Genomic DNA, 21,651 nt, shown 5'->3' on the forward strand with positions numbered 1-21,651 from the left:
AAAGTTTTTTCTTTCTTTGTATGAAACCACCCTGCTCCCCGCTCTTCGGGAGGGGAGACAAAGCGCAGCTTTGGCGGGGTGGGGTTCTTCGGGTTTAATAAGCAATCAAGCGGACATGATATAAGTCCTAAAAACAATGTCTGATGAGCTAGCCGGTGCTTCATTCTAAAATCAAAGTAAACCTCTTGTCTAAGTGGTAGAAAAAAGGCTAAATAAGGATTATGACCGTAACTACCTATAAATGGACAATTAAACGTTATCACCAAGCAATAGAGGCAGGTATTTTTGACGACCAGCCCATTGAACTATTGCGCGGCGACCTCATTGTTATGCCTCCAGAACGAGAATCTCACGCCTACTACAACACAGAAGCAGCTGATTATCTTCGCACACTGCTCGGTGAACGGGTAAAAATCCGCGATGCAAAACCCGTTACCTTACCCAACGATTCAGAACCTGCTCCCGATGTTGCGATTGTCAAACCTTTAGGTGAGGTCTACTTAGAACACCATCCTTACCCAGAAGATATCTTCTGGGTTATTGAATTCTCCAAAGCCACTAGTAGCAAAGATTTAGGTGACAAAAAAGACATCTACGCTGAGGCTGGTATTGTTGAATATTGGGTTGTCAACCTGAAAATTCCGCAGTTAAAAGTATTTCGTGACCTAGAAAATGGGGAATACAAAACCGAACTGACATTAACTACAGGTACTATTTCACCCCTAGCCTTTCCTGATGTATCTGTCCGAGTTGAGCGCCTTATAGGTAAGACCTAGTACAGCGTATTATGGAAAGGGCGTAGGAGTTATAAGTTATGAATTATAAATCGATCGCTCATAACTCATAACTTATAACTCATAACTCATTTTCTGTCGCGATCGCTCTTGGCATATTACCAGCAGTTGCCAGTTGCACTGTAAAGGTAGAACCTTCAGATAATTTACTTTTTACAGAAATAGATCCACCACAGCGCAGCAGCAATTGCTGTACTATCGTTAACCCTAACCCAGCACCACCATAATCTTCGGTTGCTGCTGTACGCACGCGATAAAAGCGATCGAAGATTTTGGGAATTTCGTTTTCCGCAATACCGATACCTGTGTCGCGGAATTCTAATTGGACATAATCGCCTTGATTACGGGCACGCACCCATACTTGACCTCCATTAGGGGTAAACTTAAGACTGTTGTGCAACAGATTAATCACAATTTGCCTTAGCTTACCAGTCACGCACCAAACAGATGGGAGTTCAGTCGGTACGGTGTAGGCTAGCATAATTCCTTTTTCTTGGGCTACAGGTTGGTAGGTACTAACTACTCCAGGTACTATATCTGAGAGACGCACCAACTCCAAAGTCGTCCCGTCAAAATTCTGTTCTAGCTGCACCAGTTCCAAGAAACCAGTAATCAGGGAGTTTTGCTGATCGCACTGGGTATTTAACATCTGTAAATAACGTTGTCGTTGCGGGGGTTTCAGATTAGGGGAATTTAATAATGAAAGTGCTGTTTTCATGTGCGTCAAAGGTATACGTAGTTCCTGACAGACATTTTTCAGGTATTCATCTTTGAGTTGCTCTTTGTTGTGCAGTTCTTGATTTTGCTGCTCCAACTTATTAGTGCGTACTGTGATGATTTGACGATTAATTTCATCTTGTCGGAGGAGTTGTTTTGCCAACAATTGATTCATAAGTGCGGCTTGAGGCACGGTTGGACAAATAAAACTAGCAGGTATTGAGGATGATTCTGGCGCAATCGCTTGTTGGATACCATTTAATACTTGCTGAATTACTCTCCCCTCAACAGTAGTTATAATCAGCAATGGCTGGTTTTTATTAGTATTTACCTTCCCCGATGTCTGATTTTTACGTTTTTTAAGTGGTCGATGAGCCAAAATTAAACTGCAAAACTGTGGCGATAACACCATCAGAAAGTTTTCCCGCCGCATTTGGCTATCTGGTGGTAGATGAACGGGGACATAATTAGATGATGGGGATGAAGGAGATGAGGAGATATTTAATCTTCCCTCTTCCTTATCTTCCCCTGCTTCCCTTTTCCTACTCTCGTCAATCTGGCAACTATAAATGAGACTAGACGCACCTACCGAGGATTGATAACGCGCTAATTCTGATTGCCAAATTTTATCTGGTGGTAGCTTCACCCAGAGAGTGGCTGCAATTTGCTGCTCAATGAGTAAGTCAATTTGCGCTCTCACCAGTGATAGCAGAGTAGCAGGACTGAGGGACAATGGTTTCGGAGGCGCTTGCACTCCCATAACCAGTTGATAAACAGACAGATCCTTAGCCAGAGAAACATTCATGAGTCAAGCACAACTTGGATGAAGCAAGAAATAATTCTGTCTTCGATTTTCACCTTTATATGTGCATTTTTTACAAAATCACCACGGAAAAAAACATTAACTATAAAAAACTCTATCCACGAGGGGATGGGGGAGCAGGGGAGCAGGGGAGCAGGGAAGAAATTGCAGTAAGTTTTTCTCCTCTGCCCCTCTGCCTCTCTGCTCCCCTGCCTCTTCCAATGCCCAAATTATTGTACGTTAAGTCTTTGCTGTAAAGCCTCGCGGGCGTGTTCTCGGTCGTCAAAATGGATTTTTTCGGTGCCGAGAATTTGGTAATCTTCGTGACCTTTACCAGCAAGCAATACTCCATCACCGGGTTGTGCTTGTAAAATAGCGGTACGAATTGCGATCGCTCGATCGCAAATTACTCTTGGCTGCACTGTATCAGCTATTCCCGCTAAAATATCTTGCAAAATCCTTTCTGGATCTTCAGTGCGGGGATTATCTGATGTCACCACTGCCACATCAGCTAACTCAGCAGCAATTTTACCCATTTTTGGGCGCTTAGTGCGATCGCGATCGCCTCCACAACCAAATACACAAATCACTTTTCCAGGTATAAACGGACGCGCAGCTTTCAATAAATTTTCTAAGCTATCGGGCGTGTGGGCATAATCCACAATCACGCTAATATCTTGCTCAGTACTAATCTGTACCCGTTCCATCCGTCCGGGAACTCCAGGGAACTCAGGTATCACAGCTGCCACTAACTGTAAATCTAGCCCTAAGTGCAAAACTGCTCCTACGGCTGCTAAAAGATTTTCTAAATTATATTGTCCGACTAGGGGCGATCGAAAAGCCACATCACCTTTTGGTGTATGTAATGTCCCACTAACACCATTTGGCTGGTAACTTAAATCGCTCATCCATAAATCAGCGCTGTTGTCGTTGACGCTGTAACTCCAAACGCGTTCGGAATCTAACGAGGCAATTAACCGCTTCCCGTAGGAATCATCAGCATTAATTATTGCCCGTCCCTTGAGATAATTAGGACTAAACAATAACGCTTTGGCAGCAAAGTAATCTTCCATATCGCTGTGATAATCGAGATGGTCTTGAGTAAGATTACTAAATACCCCTACCTCAAATTCACAACCCAACACTCTACCTTGGGCCAAAGCGTGAGAACTGACTTCCATCACCCCAAACTCACTACCAGCCTTTACAGCTTCTGCTAGCTGCTGTTGCAGTTCCACTGCAAAGGGTGTAGTGTGGGCAGCAGTTTGCTCAAAACCTGCCCAACGAGTGTAGAGAGTTCCCATCAAAGCTGTAGCTAAATTAGCTTTGTTGAGGAGAAATTCAATTAGATGAGTAGTTGTAGTTTTGCCATTTGTACCAGTCACACCTACCAACTTGAGTTTTCGCCCTGGATAACCGTAAAAAGCACTGGCTATCTGCGCACAAGCTTGAGTGATGTTACTTGCACTAATGACCACAGCCTGATTTGTGGGAGGATTTTTTTGTGCAGCTTCGGGAGAAACGATCGCAGCGACAGCCCCTGATGCGATCGCACTTTGCCAAAATTCCCCACCATCAACCCGCGTTCCTGGCATCCCAATAAACAAATCACCCACACGACAAGCATGGGAATTCGTCTTTAAACCCCTAACTTCCACATCCTCTAAAGTTGGATAACTAGGCAATTGCTCAACACTGTCTACCGCTGTTAGTAATTCCCGCAATTTCATTTTGTGAACCTCGTCACATTCTTGATCTTGCGCTTATTCTGCATTATTTTTTTCTAATTGGCTAAATATTTACGCAACATTTGCTCCAATTGCTGCACGTTAGCACGAGGAGAAGGACGCGGCAATGGTTTCTCACTTCCCTCTGCGCCCTCTGCGCCTCTGCGGTTCGATAAATAAAGCACCGGCACTTCATACTGATACGCAGCAAACCAATCTTCACGAGTTGTAATATCCCTAACTTCCAACTCGAAACTGAGATTTTGGATTTGTTCTAGCTTTTCTTGCAAGCCTTCACATAAATGACAGCCGGGTTTACTGTATAAAATTAGTCGCATTCTTGATATGAGTTGGCGCAAGAAGTTATAAGTTTAGAATAACGTAGACGCTTCTCCTGTCGGAGACGCTACGCGAACGGCTTGTCGCAGCCACAGCAGAGGGCACGAAGTAGAAGGATGAAAGCTCATTGATTCATGAAAGTAGTCTAATGACCAAATTCTGTGACAATGATTAACAACCAACCAGAATACTGTATTTAAGCTACTCATGAGCCAAAGTTCTCAAAACAGCCCTTTAACAGGCAAACCTGTTCAATCATATTTCCAGTGGTTATACGCCTTCTGGAAATTCTCTCGCCCTCACACAATTATTGGTACAAGTCTGAGTGTTTTGGGTTTATATTTAATTGCCATTGCCATCAGTAGAGACCCGATTAATCATATCTCTACAGACGCGATGAATCGCGTCTCTACAAACGCGATGAATCTTGTCTCTACGTATTCTGTATTCCCTGTCTTTGGTGCATGGATTGGTTGTCTGTGTGGCAATGTTTATATTGTCGGGCTGAATCAATTAGAAGATGTAGAAATTGATAAGATTAATAAGCCTCATTTACCCTTAGCGTCTGGTGAGTTTTCTCAGCAAACTGGGCAATTAATTGTTGCTTCTACTGGGATTTTGGCGCTGGTTGTGGCGTGGCTAACTGGCCCGTTTTTATTGGGTATGGTAGCAATTAGTTTGGCCATTGGTACTGCTTATTCTTTACCGCCAATTCGCTTAAAACAGTTTCCGATTTGGGCGGCGCTGTGTATTTTTTCGGTGCGCGGTACGATTGTTAACTTAGGGCTATATCTGCATTACAGTTGGGCGTTGCAACAAAGCCAAACAATTCCGCCTGTGGTATGGGTGCTGACGTTATTTATTTTGGTGTTTACCTTTGCGATCGCTATCTTTAAAGATATCCCCGATATGGAAGGCGATCGCCTCTACAATATTACTACTTTCACTATCAAACTTGGCCCTCAAGCTGTGTTCAATCTATCTCTTTGGGTAATAACTGCCTGTTATCTGGGAATAATTCTGGTTGGGGTGCTACACGTCGCCTCAGTTAACGCTATATTCCTGGTAGTTACTCATTTGGGGCTGTTGGCTTGGCTGTGGTTACGGAGTTTGACGGTAGACTTACAAGAGAAAAGTGCGATCGCTCAATTCTACCAATTTATCTGGAAACTCTTTTTTATGGAATATCTGATTTTTCCTATCGCCTGTCTTTTGGCTTAGACAATGCTAGAAACCTTTCCTACTAGTTCGATTCTCGCTGCTGTTGTAGTTGTTCTGAGTCTGTCAATCCTTGGCTATTTCGCTTGGAAAACTTTGATTACCTCAGATTTGTTTCAAAAAGGTATCAATCTTGCCCAAGCAAAAGATTACCAAGGTGCAGAAGCAGCTTTTCGCAAAGTGATTTCCATCAACTCTACAAATGACGTAGTGCGCTTGTTTTTGGGAGATGTTTTAAACCAGCAAGGACAAGTAGAAGAAGCAACAGAATTATTTCGGGAAGTAATTCGCCGCAGTCCGAAAAATCCTGATGCTTACTTGCGGCTGGCAAATATTCTCATGCAGCAAGAGCGAGAAGAAGAAGCTAAAACTAACCTGCAACAAGCTAAAGATTTATTACAAAAACAGCGCCAACCTGAAAAAGCTAAAAAAATCACTCAACTATTAGATAAAATGAGTGCTAAGTCAAGCGAATCTTAACTTTAATGAGAGTTGCAGAGATTAAATTTTCCTGTTGTGTCTCCTAATTTTTGCCATTCCCATCATTATGGTGAGAATGGTTTTTATTTGGTAATTTACTATTGTATACCATAATTATGTCTGCAACTTCCGCAAGTTTGACCGCTCTCTTCACAGCCCTTACAATTGCGATCGGATGCGCCACAAGCTTCATAGCTACAATTAATTCATTTAGGCTTTATAAGAAAAAATATTGTGAATTTTAAATTATATCATGTCTGCTTGATTGCTTATTAAACCCGAAGAACCCCACCCCGCCAAAGCTGTGCTTTGTCTCCCCTCCCCGCTTTTCGGGAGGGGTTGGGGGTGGGGTTCTTTTATTATGGGTAATTTGGCGGACATGATATTATTTATGTTTGCAAAACAGTGATGATACTAACAGCCTTTTTGTTTTGTAAAGACATATTGTAGTTTATTTAAGCAGTACAGAAATTAGACACACTGTATCACTAATATTTTAGTACTAAAATATTATTAAGCAAGGGTAGAAATTTAGTAGTAGATTGTTTAGATTAAAGAATCCAGTTTTTATGTCAAATATAATATCAGAATTGTGGACTAACTTTTTGACATCAGAATCATTTATTCCACATGGACACTGCTATCTATGGCAAACGAATTTAGTTTGGTTACACATATTATCTGACGCATTCATTGCACTAGCTTATTACTCGATTCCAGCTACACTCTTCTACTTTGTCCGCAAGCGACAAGACTTGCCCTTTGATTGGATTTTTCTACTATTTAGTGGATTTATCGTAGCTTGTGGCACTACTCATTTAATGGAGATTTGGACACTTTGGCATCCAATCTATTGGGTGTCGGGGTTTCTCAAAGCAGTAACTGCCACAATATCTGTAATTACCGCGTTAAAGCTTGTACCTTTAGTTCCTCAAGCATTGGCACTTCCTAGCCCTACTCAATTAGAACAAGCAAATCAAGAACTTCAAACACAAATAAGCGAACGCTTATGGGTAGAAGAGGAACTGCGAAAATACCAGAATCATCTCGAAGAAATGGTTGCTGTTCGCACCAATGAAATTACTCAGACTAACGAGCAATTACAACAAGAAATTCTTGAACGTCAACGCATCTTAGAAATTCTCCGGCAAAGCGAAGAACGTTACCGTTACTTGGCTGAGGCAATTCCTCAACTTGTTTGGACAACTAAACCTAACGGTGAATGCGATTATTTTAATCAAAATTGGTGCGAATACACTGGGCTAACGTTAGAACAATCTTTGGGTTCTGGTTGGTTGGCTGCATTGCATCCAGATGATGTTCAAAGAGCTGATAAAGTGTGGTCTGATGCTGTCAAAAATAGCACTATATATAACAATGAGTATCGCTTTAAACGAGCTGCTGATGGCTCTTATCGTTGGCAGCTAGCGCGAGGTTTACCACTTAAAGATGAGCAAGGTTTTGTAGTCAAGTGGTTTGGAACCTGTACGGATATCCACGAACAAAAACAAATACTTGAAGAACGAGCGCACCTACTGGAATTAGAACAAGTAGCACGAGCGAAAGCAGAAACAGCCAATCGAATTAAAGATGAATTTTTAGCCGTCCTCTCTCACGAACTACGCACTCCACTCAACGCAATTCTCGGCTGGTCAAAGTTGTTGCAAACCCGCAGATTAGACCAAACAAAGACATCTGAAGCCCTAGCCACAATCGAGCGAAATGCTACCTTACAAGTTCAACTCATTGAGGACTTGCTGGATATTTCCAAAATTTTACAAGGCAAACTGACGCTAAATATCACGAAGATTAATCTCAAGTCCACGGTATTGTCGGCACTACAGACAATGCAGTTAGCAGCAGAAACAAAGTTGATTGAGGTAAATACAGTATTTGAACCAGGTGTGGGACAAATTATGGGCGACTCGACTCGTTTGCAGCAAGTCGTCTGGAATCTCGTTTCTAACGCAATCAAATTTACACCCAGAGGAGGAAAGGTAGAAGTGCGACTCCAGGAAACTGATGGCTATGCTCAAATAATTGTTAGCGATACGGGTAAGGGAATTAGCGCTGACTTTTTGCCATTTGTGTTTGATTACTTTCGCCAAGCAGATAGCACCTCTACGAGAAATTTGGTGGATTAGGACTGGGATTAGCAATTGTGCGTAATATCATCGAAATGCATGGCGGCATCGTCAAAGCAGATAGCCACGGTGAGGGTAAAGGGGCAATATTTACTGTTAGCTTACCGCTTCTGCCAAATGAAAGTCCAAAGCTGACGGATGGACAAAATTATCCTGCATTTTTAGCTACTAACTCCTTACCTCTGCATGACATCAGGATTTTAGTTGTCGATGATGATACTGATTCACGAGATTTTGTTGCTTTTGTATTAGAGCAAGATGGGGCTTTTGTGATGACAGTATCTTCAGCAGAAGAAGCATTACAAGCCTTAGCAGAGTTCAAGCCAGATGTGTTGGTAAGCGATATTAGTATGCCCGATATGGATGGCTATATGTTAATACATGAAGTGAGAACTCGGATACCAGAACAAGGTGGACAAATTCCAGCAATTGCCTTGACTGCCTTTGCGAGAAACGATGACCACGAAAAAGCTCTAAAAGCTGGATTTCAGATGCATTTATCCAAACCTCTTAACCCAGAAAAATTAATTGCAGCGATTGTTAAATTGATGGAAACAAAAGTGTCAGCAATTACCTAAAAACGACTTTTTACTTTTAAGAAAGCACTATCTATAGTGGGGTAAGGGTTAAAGGGTAAAGGTATGAAATTTCCCCTTACTTTTTGACATGCACCCCAATATCTTGCAAAAGTAACTTTTGCAAGATGTCTATTGTGTACAAATAGCCATTTATATGAGATTACACTTGTATCAAGTTAGCTTAATCACTTATAATTCCAGCTATAACCTCGCCAAAGCTACGCTTTTGCTCTCCTAACAGCAAGTCAGGAAGGGCTAAGATAGGGTTTTTTGACGATCGCAATTAACCAAACTCGATATTAGATGTAAACCAAGCAGGTAAGGTAAGAAAAATGCTGAAAAACAAGAATCTACTGGTAGCAGCTATTATCTGCTTGTGTTTGAGTAATGGGAATACTGCCTTTGGTCAAAATGTTGGCGTTATTTTAGCAAAAATTCAAAATACTCAGTCCGCAGTTATTCGGAACAAAAACGCAGTTGCTAACTTCGAGCAAGGAAGCAATCTCTATAAACAGGGAGATTTAAAAGGAGCAGAGGCGGCTTTTCGGAAGGCAATTGAACTAGAACCCAATTTTGCACAAGCTTATATTGCCTTGGGAAATACTCTCGACGATCGCGGTAAACCACAAGAAGCGATCGCTCAATACAATAAAGCCATTAGTCTCGATCCTCAAGACTCTAGAGCATATTTTAATTTAGGTTTGACTTTAGCAAGACTGAATCAATTAGAACCTGCGATCGCCCAATACAAAAAAGCCATCAGCCTTGAACCCAAGTATGCTGAAGCTCACTATAACTTAGGAAACGCTTTCTACGCTCAAGGCAAGCTAAAAGAAGCAGTTACCGAATATACAGCAGCTATTCGCCTCAAACCAGACTATGCGCCGACTTACACCCGTTTAGGAAATGCTCTCTACGATCGAGGTGAGCTAGCAGAAGCAGTTACCCAGTATAAAAAATCTATTAGCTTCGATCCTAACTATGCAGACGCTCACTATTACTTAGGAAACGCCTTGTACGCTCAAGGAAAGCCAGCAGAAGCAATCGCCAACTATACCGAAGCCATTCGCCTCGCTCCGAAAAATCCAGCAGGTTATAATGCCTTGGGAAATACTCTATACGCTCAAGGCAAACTAGAAGAAGCGATCGCACATTACCAAAAAGCCATCAGCTTCGCTCCCAACTATGCAGACGCTCATTATAATTTAGCAAGTGCTTTTTACGCTCAAGGCAAGCTCACAGAAGCAATCGCTGGCTATACCGAAGCGATTCGTCTCGATCCCAAACACGCACAAGCTTACACAGGTTTGGGAAATGCGATGGACGATCGAGGTAAACCTCAAGAAGCGATTGCACATTACAAAAAAGCCATTAGCCTCGTCCCCAACGATGCATTCACTTACTATAATTTGGGAATCACTTTAGGAAGACAACAACAGTCAAAAGAAGCGATCGTTAATCTCAAAAAAGCCAGAGAATTATTCCAAGCTGAGAAAAACAAGGAGATGATTGAGCAAGTCGATCGGCTAATCGAAAAAATTAATACGCAAACGGATTGAATAAAGGGATTGGGGACTGGGGACTGGGGACTAGGAAAGAAGCAGGGAAGAAGAACTATTAACAAATGACAAATGACAAATGAAAGGGGTAAAGTCTACCTCGTAGGTGCTGGGCTTGGAGATGCAGCATACCTGACAGTAAAAGCTTACAATCTCTTAGCTACTGCTCAAGTATTAGTCTACGATGCTTTAGTAGATGCTCAATTATTGCAGTGCGTCCCAGATGATTGCCTGAAGTTAGACGTTGGTAAACGCGGTGGCAAACCCAGTACAAGCCAAGCCCAGATTAACAAGTTACTGGTAAAACACTGTCTGCAAGGAAAACAAGTTATACGGCTCAAATCAGGCGATCCTTTAATTTTTGGGCGTTGCACCTCCGAAATAGAAGCGTTGAAAGCATCCGGTTGTGACTTTGAATTAGTACCAGGAATTTCCTCAGCCCTTGCAGCACCTTTACTGGCAGGAATTCCCCTGACAGATCCGGTGTTAAGCCGCACTTTTGCAGTGCTTACAGCTCACGAACCAGAGGTTTTAGACTGGGAAGCACTGTCACGCTTAGAGACACTGGTAATTTTAATGGGAGGGCGACATCTACGAGAGATTGTAGATCGACTGGTGCAGCATGGGCGATCGCACATAACACCCATTGCCATCATCCGTTGGGCAGGAACTCCCGAACAACAAATTTGGACGGCGCAACTGGGCAATATTCTAGAACAAACCGCCGGATTATCCCTTTCTCCGGCGGTAATTGTGATTGGCGAAGTTGTTGGGCTACGCAAGTACTTACAACCTGAGAAAATAGATTGTCAGGTTTCTACTACAGGCAAAACTTTTAGCCCCCCTGCTATGTCAAGCAATTTCTCCCTATCTCCCCTTACTGGTAAAATGATCTTGGTAACACGCTCAATTGGGCAATCGAGTCAATTTAGCGATCGCCTCATTGCATCAGGTGCAACAGTCATCGAAATGCCTACCTTAGAAATCGGCCCCCCCTCCAGTTGGGAAGCTTTGGATAATGCGATCGCTCATTTATCTGACTTCGACTGGTTAATTCTTACTTCTACCAATTGCATAGACTACTTTTTTGAAAGGCTAACTACCCAAGGTAAAGATAGCCGTGCCTTAGCTGGCATTAAAATTGCCGTCGTTGGTGAGAAAACAGCCCAAAGTCTCAAACAACGCTCTCTGCAAGCAGATTTTATTCCCCCCAACTTTATTGCCGATTCTTTAGTGGAAAATTTCCCAGATCGATTAGATGGTAAAAAGGTGTTATTTCCCAGAGTTGAAAGCGGCGGCAGAGAAGTTTTAGTTAAGGAATTAACTCTCAAGGGAGCAAAGGTGATAGAAGTTGCGGCATATCAATCTTGTTGTCCTAGTAGTATTCCACCTGCGGCAAAGTTAGCTCTCCAAAACCGCAAGGTAGATGCAATCACCTTTGCCAGTTCTAAAACTGTACAATTTTTCTGTCAACTTACTAATAGTATATTTGCCAACAACTCCGATCCTAGCCAATTATTAGAGGGAGTTTGTATTGCCTCTATCGGCCCCCAAACCTCTAAAACTTGCCATGATTTATTCGGACGCGTGGATGTAGAAGCCGAAGAATACACTTTAGATGGTTTAACCCAAGCACTGATCGCATGGGCGACAAATTCTTAGATGAGGGAGCAGGGGAGAAATAAATTCAAAATTCAAAATTCAAAATTCAAAATTAAAACATTTTAGAACTTCTGCCTACTCTGCCTCTTGTGTCCCATGCCCAATGACAAATGACAAATGACAAAACGCATAATCGGCTTAACTGGTGGTATCGCCACAGGCAAAACCACTGTCACCAATTATTTGGCTAGCACTTATAACCTGCCGATTTTGGATGCAGATATTTATGCTAGAGAGGCAGTATCTTTAGGTTCGCCTATTTTGGGTGCGATCGCTCAACGTTATGGCGAACAAATTTTACTACCAGATGGCAGCCTCAACCGCCAAAAGCTAGGCGAAATTATCTTTAATCGTCAAGATGAACGCAAGTGGATAGACAATTTGATTCATCCTGATGTGCGCGATCGCTTTCTCAAAGCAATTGCTCAGTCTTCCTCACAAATACTGGTGTTAGTAGTGCCTCTATTATTTGAAGCTGGGATGACTGATTTGGTAACAGAAATCTGGGTAGTGCGTTGTTCTCAAGAGCAACAACTACAAAGATTGATACAACGAAACCATTTAAATACAGAACAAGCACGAGCCAGGATTAACAGCCAATTATCCATCGAAGAAAAAGTGGCTCATGCAGATGTCGTTTTAGATAACTCTTCTACCCTAGAAATACTACTGAAGCAGATAGATGTAGCTCTAGCTACGACAAGTAGTAACTAAATTATATTTTTATTAAAATATATACATATATGACATTTTCAAGACATAAAAAGCTTATTAATTAATACTAGATAGTTAAGCAAAAAACTTATATCTCACCAGATATTGTCCTACAGTTAGGTGATTTTACAGTTGAATATGCGATTAATAGTACTGTAAATTTAAAAGAATGACTTTTAAATAAATTATAAGTTCTATTTTTTAAATGTTTTTAAGTGCCTTCTCTTCAATCATAACAGGTATGAACTTAAGTTTTAGTTTTTTAAATAAATTAGCTTTGGTTATCTCGCCAGTAACAGAATTAAAACAAAAGAATAAAATCCATGATTACAGACAACAAGTTTGTGGAGGCGACTACATATTTGAGCGCTTCAATGAAGGAACAATCGGGTACATGACTGGAGTAGGGAAAAGCGTTAAAGCTTGCGATCGCATTATTTTACGAGAAGGTTGTGAATCTTATCAATATCAAGTTGAAGAAATTGATTATTACTCCGCTCCATCTGATATGTGGATAGCTTTACTCAAGCAAATACCGAATGACTAAATATTGTTAGCGAAAGCTTTAAATTGCGTGAGGGATTATTTGCACAATAGTACAGCTGTGAAAGAAGATGAGCGGCATTTGTGCGATGGGCTAGGCCCCGCCGTACGCGATCGCATTTCCAGAATCCTCCTTAAATTTAGCAGATGAGGCGATACTCACTAACAAATATCGCTTACTTAGAGCAATTAGCACCCAAATTCTTCTCTAAGCCTGCGCCTTAAATCTCCAGAGATAGGTAGCCAGTTAATTTCTTGGCAGATATTGTTACGAGTTTCCCCATTTTGTAAGCGTTGTCTATAGATGGCTATTAACAACGCCTCTAGACCAAACTTAGATAACATATCAGCTGCCAATCCTATTATTCCCAGCAGAACTATACCACCTATCATCCCTCCTGGCCCCAACATTGCTAAAGCTGCTGTAATAGCAGCAGCACCAGTAAGACCTGTAGTAGCCATCGTAATTATAAGTACAATTGCAGGCAAACCTATTCCAGCTGCTTTCCTTACAAATTCATCCATACTATATCCTCTAATAAATACTGATATAACAGACTCATTGGGTTTCAAGTTTAGTGTTCCCCGAAATTTGTACGGCTCAACATCAAATAACAATTGTTTTATAGCGCAGTGATTTGAGGTTGGTTATGGGGAAATATTATAACAGTACAATTTCTAGCAGTTATAACTGTAATTATTCACCAGTATGCTTGTATTCTTTATCCACAGTGTCAACACTCAGAATTCTAGATATGCTGACGTAATCATAAAAAAAATACACAACAAACTAGCAATTCCTGCAAAGTTTTACTCAAGTTTTTGGGGGAACTTATTCAACAATAAAAAACATCAAACTATTAGATGTATTGAGAAGGATTTTTCTAGATTTTGTGAACATCATAAAGAATATAAAGGTTCGTATGATGATATTTACAGATACAGAAAACGAAGAAATGAGATAATCAGTAATTTTTTAGGTGATTTTTTAATCTATCAAAATCCTGATCGCGGTAAAGCAATACGTAAAGCTATCGTTGAACAACTGAGTCAGTTCTTAAATGACCACTCAAATCAACAAGAAATTCATTTGATTGCTCATTCTCTAGGTAGTTTAATAGCCATAGATAAAGCTGTACATCTTGGTAGCATTGAGTGAAGTACCCGTCACCAAGGGAGCGAGGGCGATGTACGCAACCGTCACACAACCACTGACTTTTGAAGAATTTCTTGCCTGGGACGATGGTTCAGGCAGAGAGTTTGAGCTATTGGATGGGATTCCTGTGCCATTATCAGAACCAAATGCAAATCATGAGGATTTGATCGAGCGACTGTGTGCTTACTTAGAAAATCACTGCCAAGAAAATGACCTGCCTTACGTGTCGCGCCAGTCCAAGCAGGTTCGGCTCAAAACAGCACCAGGCGAAAAGGAAAAAAGCCGGAAAGCAGATATTGTCATATTTGCAAGAGTTGAATGGCAGAGGATGAAAACTAGCTCTAGTTCTGCTGCTGCATATATTCCACCACCCGGAGTCATTGAGGTCGTTAGCAACAACTGGAAGGACGACTATCTGACAAAACTTGCTGAATATGAGGACTTGGGCGTTTTTGAGTACATCATTGTGGACTATGCTGCTTTTGGTGGCATTCGGTTCATTGGCTCTCCCAAACAGCCAACCATTACAATCTACCAACTTGAAGATGGAGAGTATTTACCCCCAAAGGTGTTTCGAGGGCAGGATCGAATTGATTTTAGATTGTTTCCGAACATTCCCTTAACGGCTGAACAGATTTTTGCAATGAGTCGCTGATTAGCAACGAAGAAATTTATTTTAGTCGTCTTCTCGCCACAATCACCCAACGGTAATCAAATGTGACGTAGCTGGCTGCATTATTCTACACAAGTTGTAGATTGAGCGATCGCACCCCAAAAAATCCTTACATAATGAAATATACGACATTAGTCTATGCATTAATACTGATTAATAACACGAAAGACCGACTGACTTAAGGTAACAAAGACACTTTAAGAGCGATCGCTACGATCGCAGCATCAAGCTACTTAGTATAGAAAAATACTTATTGTCAGATTGAAAGTAAATTTTTTTATTTTACCTAAAAATCTAAGTAAACATACTAATACACTGTGAGATAAATTTGCTTACCTTTAACAAGGGACTTGAGTAGGGGAAATTCATTAATTGCCCTTACTTGTCTGCTTGCTTAATTGAGATGGTAGCTGGATTTGCGCCGCACTCTATTAGGCTGTGATTGGTTTATTATTCTCAGCTTAATTTCGGTCTGATCATGATCAAAAACATTACTCTAGATCCTCTAGTAACTGATATTCGGTGTGAAGAAATTTGTCAGATTTTGGGAGAAACTTACAACCAGGAACACTGGAACGATTGGCGCTGGCAAATGCGGCATCGGTTGACTAAGCTAGAACACTTTCAGAAGTTATTAAGGCTTAGTGCTACCGAAGAACAGGGACTTTTAATTGCACCAGAGAAGTTTGCTGTAGCCGTAACTCCATACTTTGCATCGCTACTCGATCCAGAAGATCCCCTTTGTCCACTACGGTTACAAGTGATACCACGGCAAGAAGAACTAATAGTTAGTCCAGCAGACATGGTAGATCCATGTGGTGAGGATGGCGACACTCCAGTACCAGGACTCGTACACCGCTATCCTGACCGAGTGTTGCTGCTTGCCCTAGACAGCTGCGCTGCTTATTGTCGTTACTGCACCCGTTCTCGTTTGGTGAGCCAAGGTGAGATGTACCCAGTAACGCGGCGGTTGGATGCGATCGCCGCTTACCTGGAGGAACACACCGAGATCCGTGATGTACTAATTTCCGGTGGCGATCCTCTATTGATGGCTGATGAACCTTTAGACAATTTGCTGAGGCGGCTGCGTGCCATCAAGCATATTGAATTTATCCGCATTGGTTCCCGCGTGCCGAGTTTTTTACCGCAGCGAATTACACCAGAACTGGTTGCCTTGCTACGTAAACATCGTGTGTGGCTATCTTTGCACTTTTGTCATGTGCAGGAACTTACCCCAGAAGTGGCACAAGCTTGCGATCGCCTCGCTGATGGCGGCATTCCTCTAGGCAGTCAAACCGTGCTGTTAAAAGGTGTGAATGATTCTGAAAAAGCCCTGAAAAATCTGTTTCACGGTCTTCTGAAGCTGCGTGTACGACCTTATTATCTTTATCAATGCGACCCTGTTGTTGGGACTGCACATCTGCGAACGAGCGTGCAAACTGGGCTTGATTTAATTTCTAAATTACGCGGTCATACTACTGGCTACGCTGTACCAACCTATGTAATTGATGCCCCTGGTGGTGGTGGCAAAGTCCCAATTCAAGCCGAAACTCTAGTTGCTTATGAGAATGGTACAGCTACAGTGCAAAATTGGGCAGGTAAGACGTACACATATATAGATCCAGTTGAGCAGGGGTAATATCGTGTCCGGCTAAAAACTTATCATTATAGACCGCAGTTATTGCTGGGGAAAGAGGCTTTTGGGATTTTTGCACAGATGCGGTAATCATAAGTGATTAACCGGACTTGATATAACACTATATATTTGTACACGAGTCGATCGCCATCATTTAATAGAGCTGGTTGAAATGTTTCTATTGAGTTCTTGGCAAACCAAAAAACTAAGTAATAGCAGGAGATTAGTTGGAATGTTGATTGTTGGTAATACAAACCTAAAAGGTCGAGGTGTCTTCACACAGAAGCACTTTTTGAAAGGAGAACTCATTGAGAGAGTGCCAATTGTTGTTATACCCGCAGAACAGGTTGAATTCTTAGATAAAACAATTTTGGGCAACTATTACTACGATTGGGAAGATAAAGCTGCGGCGATCGCTCTAGGTTTATCTTCCTCGATCAACCATTCCTACAATCCCAATGCTTATTATGTGAAAAAATTCGCTGACCGAGAGTTGGATCTGATTGCCTACCGAGATATAGAAGTAGGAGAAGAAATTACTGCTAACTACAACGGTTCTCCTGATGATAAATCTCCTATATGGTTTGATGTTGTTGATGAGATATTTTCACTTAATTAAAGATTTAGTAATCGAAATTATTTAATTAAGACACCTAATTTGTACATTAAAGCTAACAGAGAAAGCTTTCTCACTGGGAATTATCGGGGTATGGGGTTATTTATTGGTCTATGTTATGACCTGAAGGCAGATTACCTTCAGGCTGGTTTCAATGCGTCTGAGGTGATGGAGTTCGACGATGAAGAAACCATCATCGGGTTGGAAACTGCACTATTGCAGTTAGGTCATCAGGTTGAACGTGTCGGTAATGGTAGAAAACTTGCTCTGCGTTTGGCAAAAGGCGATCGCTGGGATCTGGTTTTCAATATTGCTGAGGGTTTAAAGGGTCGTTCTCGCGAAGCTCAAGTCCCGGCAATCTGCGAATTATTTGCTCAAGCTTACACCTTTTCCGATCCGCTTACCTGCGCCCTGACGTTAGACAAGGCACTAACTAAGAGAGTAGTGCGCGATCGCGGTTTGCCGACAGCTCCCTTTGAGGTCGCGAATACTACCGCAGAGGCAGCAGCTGTGTCGTTGCCAATGCCACTTTTCCTTAAGCCTATGGCGGAAGGCAGTTCTAAAGGGGTAACTGGGCGTTCTCTTGTCAAAGAACGCGAGGAGCTAGTCAATACTTATCAAGTGTTACACGCACTTTTTGGGCAACCAATACTCGTGGAAACCTTTCTTCCTGGTAGAGAAGTAACAGTAGGCATTATTGGCAACGGTAGCAACTCACGGGTAGTAGGTGTGATGGAAGTAATTTTTACAGGTCAAGTGGAAGCTTTCGCCTACACCACCCTCAATAAAGATGAGTATTTGGAACGGGTATCTTATCGTTTGCTCATAGATCCCGAACCACTGGCAGCACAGGCAAGGCAACTAGCGCTGGATGCTTACCATACTCTTGGTTGCCGTGATGCTGCCCGTGTGGATCTACGCTGCGATCCTAGTGGTGTGTTGCAGTTTATGGAGGTTAACCCATTGCCAGGGCTACATCATATCCGCTCAGACTTACCAATGATCGGACGTTTGGGTGGTATGACATATACAGAAATCATTGCTGAAATAGTCGAGTCTGCATGGCAAAGATATAAATGCTGAAAAATAGGCAGTGGGGCAGGCTGACAGGTGCAACAAACCTATATATGTCAGCGACTTCCCCCTCCCCTCTGCCTTTTTTATGCAATATGAAGTTGCTCAAACTAAACTACAGAGGGATGTTAGGTGATACGCTCATCTTATAGGGTGTTCAATAGTGTTACCTGACTGTGGAGAATATACTCATGAATTTATTATTTATGCAAACAGCAGCACCAGCTATAGATGCTGCCCCTCATTTTCCTGTTGCTTTTACCTTGGTGTATGTCGTTGGTTTTGTTGCTGCTGTCACCATTGGCTCAATAGCTTGGTACAACTCGAAACGCCCCGCAGGTTGGGAAAGCAAAGAACGTCCTGATTTTGTGCCTAAAGTTGATAAAGAAGAAACTCCGGGTGTGGGTGAACCTAAATAATAAGCAGTGATGAGTGCTGAGTTTAATAATCAAACTTACAGCAGTTTTCATTTATTTTGAACCACATTTTAGATTATTCAGAAGCCTTGTAGAGACGTAGCAGTGCTACATCTCTACATTTGCCTATTAACTCCGCAAAGAAGTTACATTCATATCGTCGTTCAATCTGCGAATCAAACGGGATAACTCACGAATGATATTCACTGCAATTTCGGGAGTTTCTTCGATCGCATCATATAGTTGCTCTTGCGTCAGTTCTAAAAATTCACAAGGTTCTAGAGTCGTGGCAGTGGCAGATCGAGGTTGAGTATCGAATACTGCCATCTCACCAAAATATTTTCCCTGTTCCACCTCTGCCAACTGTTTATTCCCAATGTGAACTTTAACTCGACCGGAGACGACAATATAGAGCGATCGCCCTTCTTCTCCCTGTCGAAAGATGGTGTAATTAGCTGGGAATGACAATTCGTTCATCACTGAAGTGAGCCGCACAATAAAATCATCCCGCAATTCCTTAAAAATCGGGACTCGCCGGACAAATAATAAACGGTCAACACTGGTTAGCATAATTACAAGTTAAAATTCAACATTACTGAACATCTCAAAACTGAAGTCAGAGGGCGATTAGTCATATTACCGATGTTGAATGCTAGCCGTCAAGGATATCCGAGCCTTTATCATCTGACAAGAGTTCTCTTCAATAAGAGCGATTGCATAGAAGTTTCTCAAACAATAGCTCAGTATTCAATACTACTCGTTTTGTGCATTTTGAACTCAGAATTTAGTTTAGGGAAAAGGTTAAAGGCTATTTTCTTTCCGTTTTTCCCTCATGAGTGTCAATGGGTACAAAGCCCAAAACATTTAGTAATTTTGTCAATCACTTTTATTTATCATTTTAAAAAACAAGAGTATTTGCTCTTATTTGGCTGCAAGCCATAATATTGATTTCATGAGCTCCCAAGGTACCTTGCTGAGAAAAAATCACCAATTTGATTGGAGGCAATGCCTCTAAAAATTGGATCATTGGCTGATAAATAACGAATATCGCTCGGTTGTCGTTAGAAAAACAGTCACAAAATCTCTGAACCTGCCCTCAGATCGAGAAGCAGAGAAGATTAACACAAACAGCATTAGAATTACTGTGAGCAACAATTATGGCTTGGCTAATTAGTACATTATTGATTGGAATCTCTGTCGCTTTTGCAACTACCTTTGACGACAACTTATATTTGACAGCTTTTTTCGGTAAAGTCAATCGTAGCTTTCGCCCTAAGCATATTGTTCTCGGTGAATTCCTGGGATTTACTACCTTAGTATGTGCTAGTCTCCCTGGTTTCTTCGGGGGTCTGATTATTCCTAGCAGCTGGATTGGTTTACTAGGTTTACTTCCCGTCGCCATTGGTATCAGTAATCTCATCAGTCGAGAAGAACAAGAAGAGACAGTGCAAGCTGTGTCAGTTGACTTCACCTCTCCGGTAAAATCTGCACGCCAGAAGAAATCACTATTAGCAACCATCCGCGATCCTCAAACTTACCGTGTTTCTGCTGTCACCATTGCCAATGGAGGAAACAACATTGGAATTTATGTACCGTTGTTTGCCAGTAGCAATCTTCCAAGTTTGGGCGTAATTCTGTGTGTTTGTTATTGCGCTGTTGGGATGTGGTGTTTACTCTCTTACAACTTGACTCGTAATCCTCTGATGACTCCCGTTTTAACTCGCTATGGTCGCAAAATCTTTCCCTTTATCTTAATTTACTTGGGACTGTCTATCTTAATTAAAAGTGAAACATATCGACTTTTACCTAGTCTGGCAATGCTTGGGAATTAGGTATGAAGCGATCGCTCCCCCTTGAGTGGACGCTCCACGCGATCGCAATTCTTGATGATGTAAGCAAACAAATCAGCGATCGGTTCCCATCCAAAAAGATTTTTTAATCACTTGAATTTATCAATATGAATAACAATAATATTTGCTCTTATCAATCAAGTTATCTAAAGTGAGAATAAAGCACATTATCGATGGCTCTTATAAAAGCAAGCCCACCAATAGGAATCAGATTATGAAGGAACTAATGAATCAATCCAACTCTAAAAAATTAACTCAGTGGCTCGTAAAAGCAGTGTTTCTGGTAGTTGTAGCGGGATTTACTCTGCTTATCCAGCCCAGCGCTAGAGCGCAAGCACTAACACCATCCATACCTACGGAATCTGAACTAGCTCCAGTTGAATCGCCAATAGAGCCTGTAACACCACCAGTAATATCTCCGCTTAAATTACCAATAGAGCCTGTAACACCACCAGTAATATCTCCAGTTGTGCCGCCAATAGTGTCAGTAGCAGATAACGTTAGACATTTATTACAAACCAATGAATGTGTCGGCTGTAACCTGGCTGGGGCAATGTTAAAGGACACAAACCTGCAAGCAGCAAATTTGGAAGGTGCTAACTTACAAAATGCAGACTTAGAAAGAGCTAACTTGCAGCAAACAAACTTACAAGGGGCTAACTTTCAAGGAGCAGATTTAGGCAAGGTAAACCTTTGGGGAGCAAACCTGGTGGGAGCAAACCTATTTGATGCAGACTTAGAGAAAGCCAATCTACTGGGAGCCAATCTGCAAACCGCTAACCTACAAAACGCAGACTTGGAAGATACAAATCTGACAAATGCAAACATTCAAGGAGCTAACCTGATGGGTGTTGATTTGGAAGATGCAATCAGACCAGAAGGATTCGCTATTCGGTAATTAAACTGAAGTTCTCCATACGAGTTGAATAAAAAATATCAAAAGCCTGATTCAG

General features: G+C 41.7%; 20 protein-coding genes and 1 pseudogene. 16 read left to right on the forward strand and 5 right to left on the reverse strand.

Features of this window, described 5'->3' with window-relative positions:
* Positions 1 to 221: 221 nt before the first annotated feature.
* Complete coding sequence (locus tag RMZ42_RS29645) at positions 222 to 776, forward strand: Uma2 family endonuclease (RefSeq protein WP_322674783.1); 555 nt, start codon at positions 222 to 224, stop codon at positions 774 to 776.
* 79 nt (positions 777 to 855) lie between these two features.
* On the opposite strand, the gene RMZ42_RS29650 is transcribed toward RMZ42_RS29645, so the two are convergent.
* The 3 genes from RMZ42_RS29650 to RMZ42_RS29660 form a co-directional block, all read right to left on the reverse strand.
* A complete protein-coding gene (locus tag RMZ42_RS29650) occupies positions 856 to 2,316 on the reverse strand; it encodes a DICT sensory domain-containing protein (RefSeq protein WP_322674784.1) in 1,461 nt (486 codons plus the stop codon).
* Positions 2,317 to 2,543: 227 nt separating this feature from the next.
* Positions 2,544 to 4,043 (reverse strand): UDP-N-acetylmuramoyl-L-alanyl-D-glutamate--2,6-diaminopimelate ligase, encoded by a 1,500-nt coding sequence (locus RMZ42_RS29655; protein WP_322674785.1) that lies wholly within the window; start codon positions 4,041 to 4,043, stop codon positions 2,544 to 2,546.
* Positions 4,044 to 4,096: 53 nt separating this feature from the next.
* A complete protein-coding gene (locus RMZ42_RS29660) occupies positions 4,097 to 4,378 on the reverse strand; it encodes a glutaredoxin family protein (protein ID WP_322674786.1) in 282 nt (93 codons plus the stop codon).
* 208 nt (positions 4,379 to 4,586) lie between these two features.
* On the opposite strand from RMZ42_RS29660, the gene RMZ42_RS29665 reads away from it, so the two are divergent.
* From RMZ42_RS29665 to RMZ42_RS29695, 7 genes and pseudogenes are all read left to right on the forward strand, one after another.
* Positions 4,587 to 5,600: a homogentisate phytyltransferase gene (locus RMZ42_RS29665; RefSeq protein ID WP_322674787.1), complete on the forward strand. Its 1,014-nt coding sequence runs from the start codon at positions 4,587 to 4,589 to the stop codon at positions 5,598 to 5,600.
* Positions 5,601 to 5,603: 3 nt separating this feature from the next.
* The gene (locus RMZ42_RS29670) at positions 5,604 to 6,077 is read left to right on the forward strand and encodes a tetratricopeptide repeat protein (protein WP_322674788.1); all 474 of its coding nucleotides are present in this window, start codon (positions 5,604 to 5,606) and stop codon (positions 6,075 to 6,077) included.
* 581 nt (positions 6,078 to 6,658) lie between these two features.
* A pseudogene (locus RMZ42_RS29675) lies at positions 6,659 to 8,799 on the forward strand (ATP-binding protein).
* A gap of 332 nt (positions 8,800 to 9,131) precedes the next feature.
* Complete coding sequence (locus tag RMZ42_RS29680) at positions 9,132 to 10,358, forward strand: tetratricopeptide repeat protein (protein WP_322674789.1); 1,227 nt, start codon at positions 9,132 to 9,134, stop codon at positions 10,356 to 10,358.
* Between the two features lie 72 nt (positions 10,359 to 10,430).
* A complete protein-coding gene (gene cobA, locus RMZ42_RS29685) occupies positions 10,431 to 12,020 on the forward strand; it encodes a uroporphyrinogen-III C-methyltransferase (RefSeq protein WP_322674790.1) in 1,590 nt (529 codons plus the stop codon).
* A 117-nt stretch (positions 12,021 to 12,137) separates the two neighbouring features.
* Positions 12,138 to 12,734: a dephospho-CoA kinase gene (coaE, locus tag RMZ42_RS29690; RefSeq protein WP_322674791.1), complete on the forward strand. Its 597-nt coding sequence runs from the start codon at positions 12,138 to 12,140 to the stop codon at positions 12,732 to 12,734.
* Positions 12,735 to 12,975: 241 nt separating this feature from the next.
* Entirely contained in the window at positions 12,976 to 13,281 is a 306-nt protein-coding gene (locus RMZ42_RS29695; protein ID WP_322674792.1) for a hypothetical protein, read from the forward strand.
* Positions 13,282 to 13,466: 185 nt separating this feature from the next.
* Here RMZ42_RS29695 and RMZ42_RS29700 read toward each other — a convergent pair whose 3' ends face one another.
* Positions 13,467 to 13,802, reverse strand: coding sequence for a hypothetical protein (locus tag RMZ42_RS29700; protein WP_292733993.1), 336 nt, complete (start codon positions 13,800 to 13,802; stop codon positions 13,467 to 13,469).
* A gap of 184 nt (positions 13,803 to 13,986) precedes the next feature.
* Here RMZ42_RS29700 and RMZ42_RS29705 point away from each other — a divergent pair, with 184 nt between their 5' ends.
* From RMZ42_RS29705 to psb35, 6 genes are all read left to right on the forward strand, one after another.
* On the forward strand, positions 13,987 to 14,436 hold the full coding sequence (locus tag RMZ42_RS29705; RefSeq protein WP_322674793.1) for a hypothetical protein: 450 nt from the start codon (positions 13,987 to 13,989) through the stop codon (positions 14,434 to 14,436).
* Positions 14,420 to 15,088, forward strand: coding sequence for a Uma2 family endonuclease (locus tag RMZ42_RS29710; RefSeq protein ID WP_322674794.1), 669 nt, complete (start codon positions 14,420 to 14,422; stop codon positions 15,086 to 15,088). Before RMZ42_RS29705 ends, RMZ42_RS29710 begins: the two co-directional genes overlap by 17 nt.
* A 496-nt stretch (positions 15,089 to 15,584) precedes the next feature.
* Positions 15,585 to 16,745, forward strand: coding sequence for a KamA family radical SAM protein (locus RMZ42_RS29715; protein WP_322674795.1), 1,161 nt, complete (start codon positions 15,585 to 15,587; stop codon positions 16,743 to 16,745).
* 169 nt (positions 16,746 to 16,914) lie between these two features.
* Complete coding sequence (locus tag RMZ42_RS29720) at positions 16,915 to 17,361, forward strand: SET domain-containing protein (RefSeq protein WP_322674796.1); 447 nt, start codon at positions 16,915 to 16,917, stop codon at positions 17,359 to 17,361.
* A 90-nt stretch (positions 17,362 to 17,451) separates the two neighbouring features.
* Entirely contained in the window at positions 17,452 to 18,441 is a 990-nt protein-coding gene (locus RMZ42_RS29725; RefSeq protein ID WP_322674797.1) for a D-alanine--D-alanine ligase, read from the forward strand.
* 182 nt (positions 18,442 to 18,623) lie between these two features.
* The gene (gene psb35, locus RMZ42_RS29730) at positions 18,624 to 18,851 is read left to right on the forward strand and encodes a photosystem II assembly protein Psb35 (protein ID WP_322674798.1); all 228 of its coding nucleotides are present in this window, start codon (positions 18,624 to 18,626) and stop codon (positions 18,849 to 18,851) included.
* A gap of 126 nt (positions 18,852 to 18,977) precedes the next feature.
* Here psb35 and RMZ42_RS29735 read toward each other — a convergent pair whose 3' ends face one another.
* Positions 18,978 to 19,418, reverse strand: coding sequence for a Crp/Fnr family transcriptional regulator (locus RMZ42_RS29735; RefSeq protein WP_069074674.1), 441 nt, complete (start codon positions 19,416 to 19,418; stop codon positions 18,978 to 18,980).
* A gap of 587 nt (positions 19,419 to 20,005) precedes the next feature.
* Between RMZ42_RS29735 and RMZ42_RS29740 the strand changes: the two genes are divergently transcribed.
* Both RMZ42_RS29740 and RMZ42_RS29745 read left to right on the forward strand, forming a co-directional pair.
* Positions 20,006 to 20,680: a cadmium resistance transporter gene (locus RMZ42_RS29740; protein WP_322674799.1), complete on the forward strand. Its 675-nt coding sequence runs from the start codon at positions 20,006 to 20,008 to the stop codon at positions 20,678 to 20,680.
* A 244-nt stretch (positions 20,681 to 20,924) separates the two neighbouring features.
* Positions 20,925 to 21,596, forward strand: a complete 672-nt coding sequence (locus RMZ42_RS29745; protein ID WP_322674800.1) for a pentapeptide repeat-containing protein — start codon at positions 20,925 to 20,927, stop codon at positions 21,594 to 21,596.
* Positions 21,597 to 21,651 lie beyond the last annotated feature (55 nt).

This window comes from Nostoc sp. DedQUE05 (assembly GCF_034530955.1).
Classification (GTDB): Bacteria; Cyanobacteriota; Cyanobacteriia; order Cyanobacteriales; family Nostocaceae; genus Nostoc.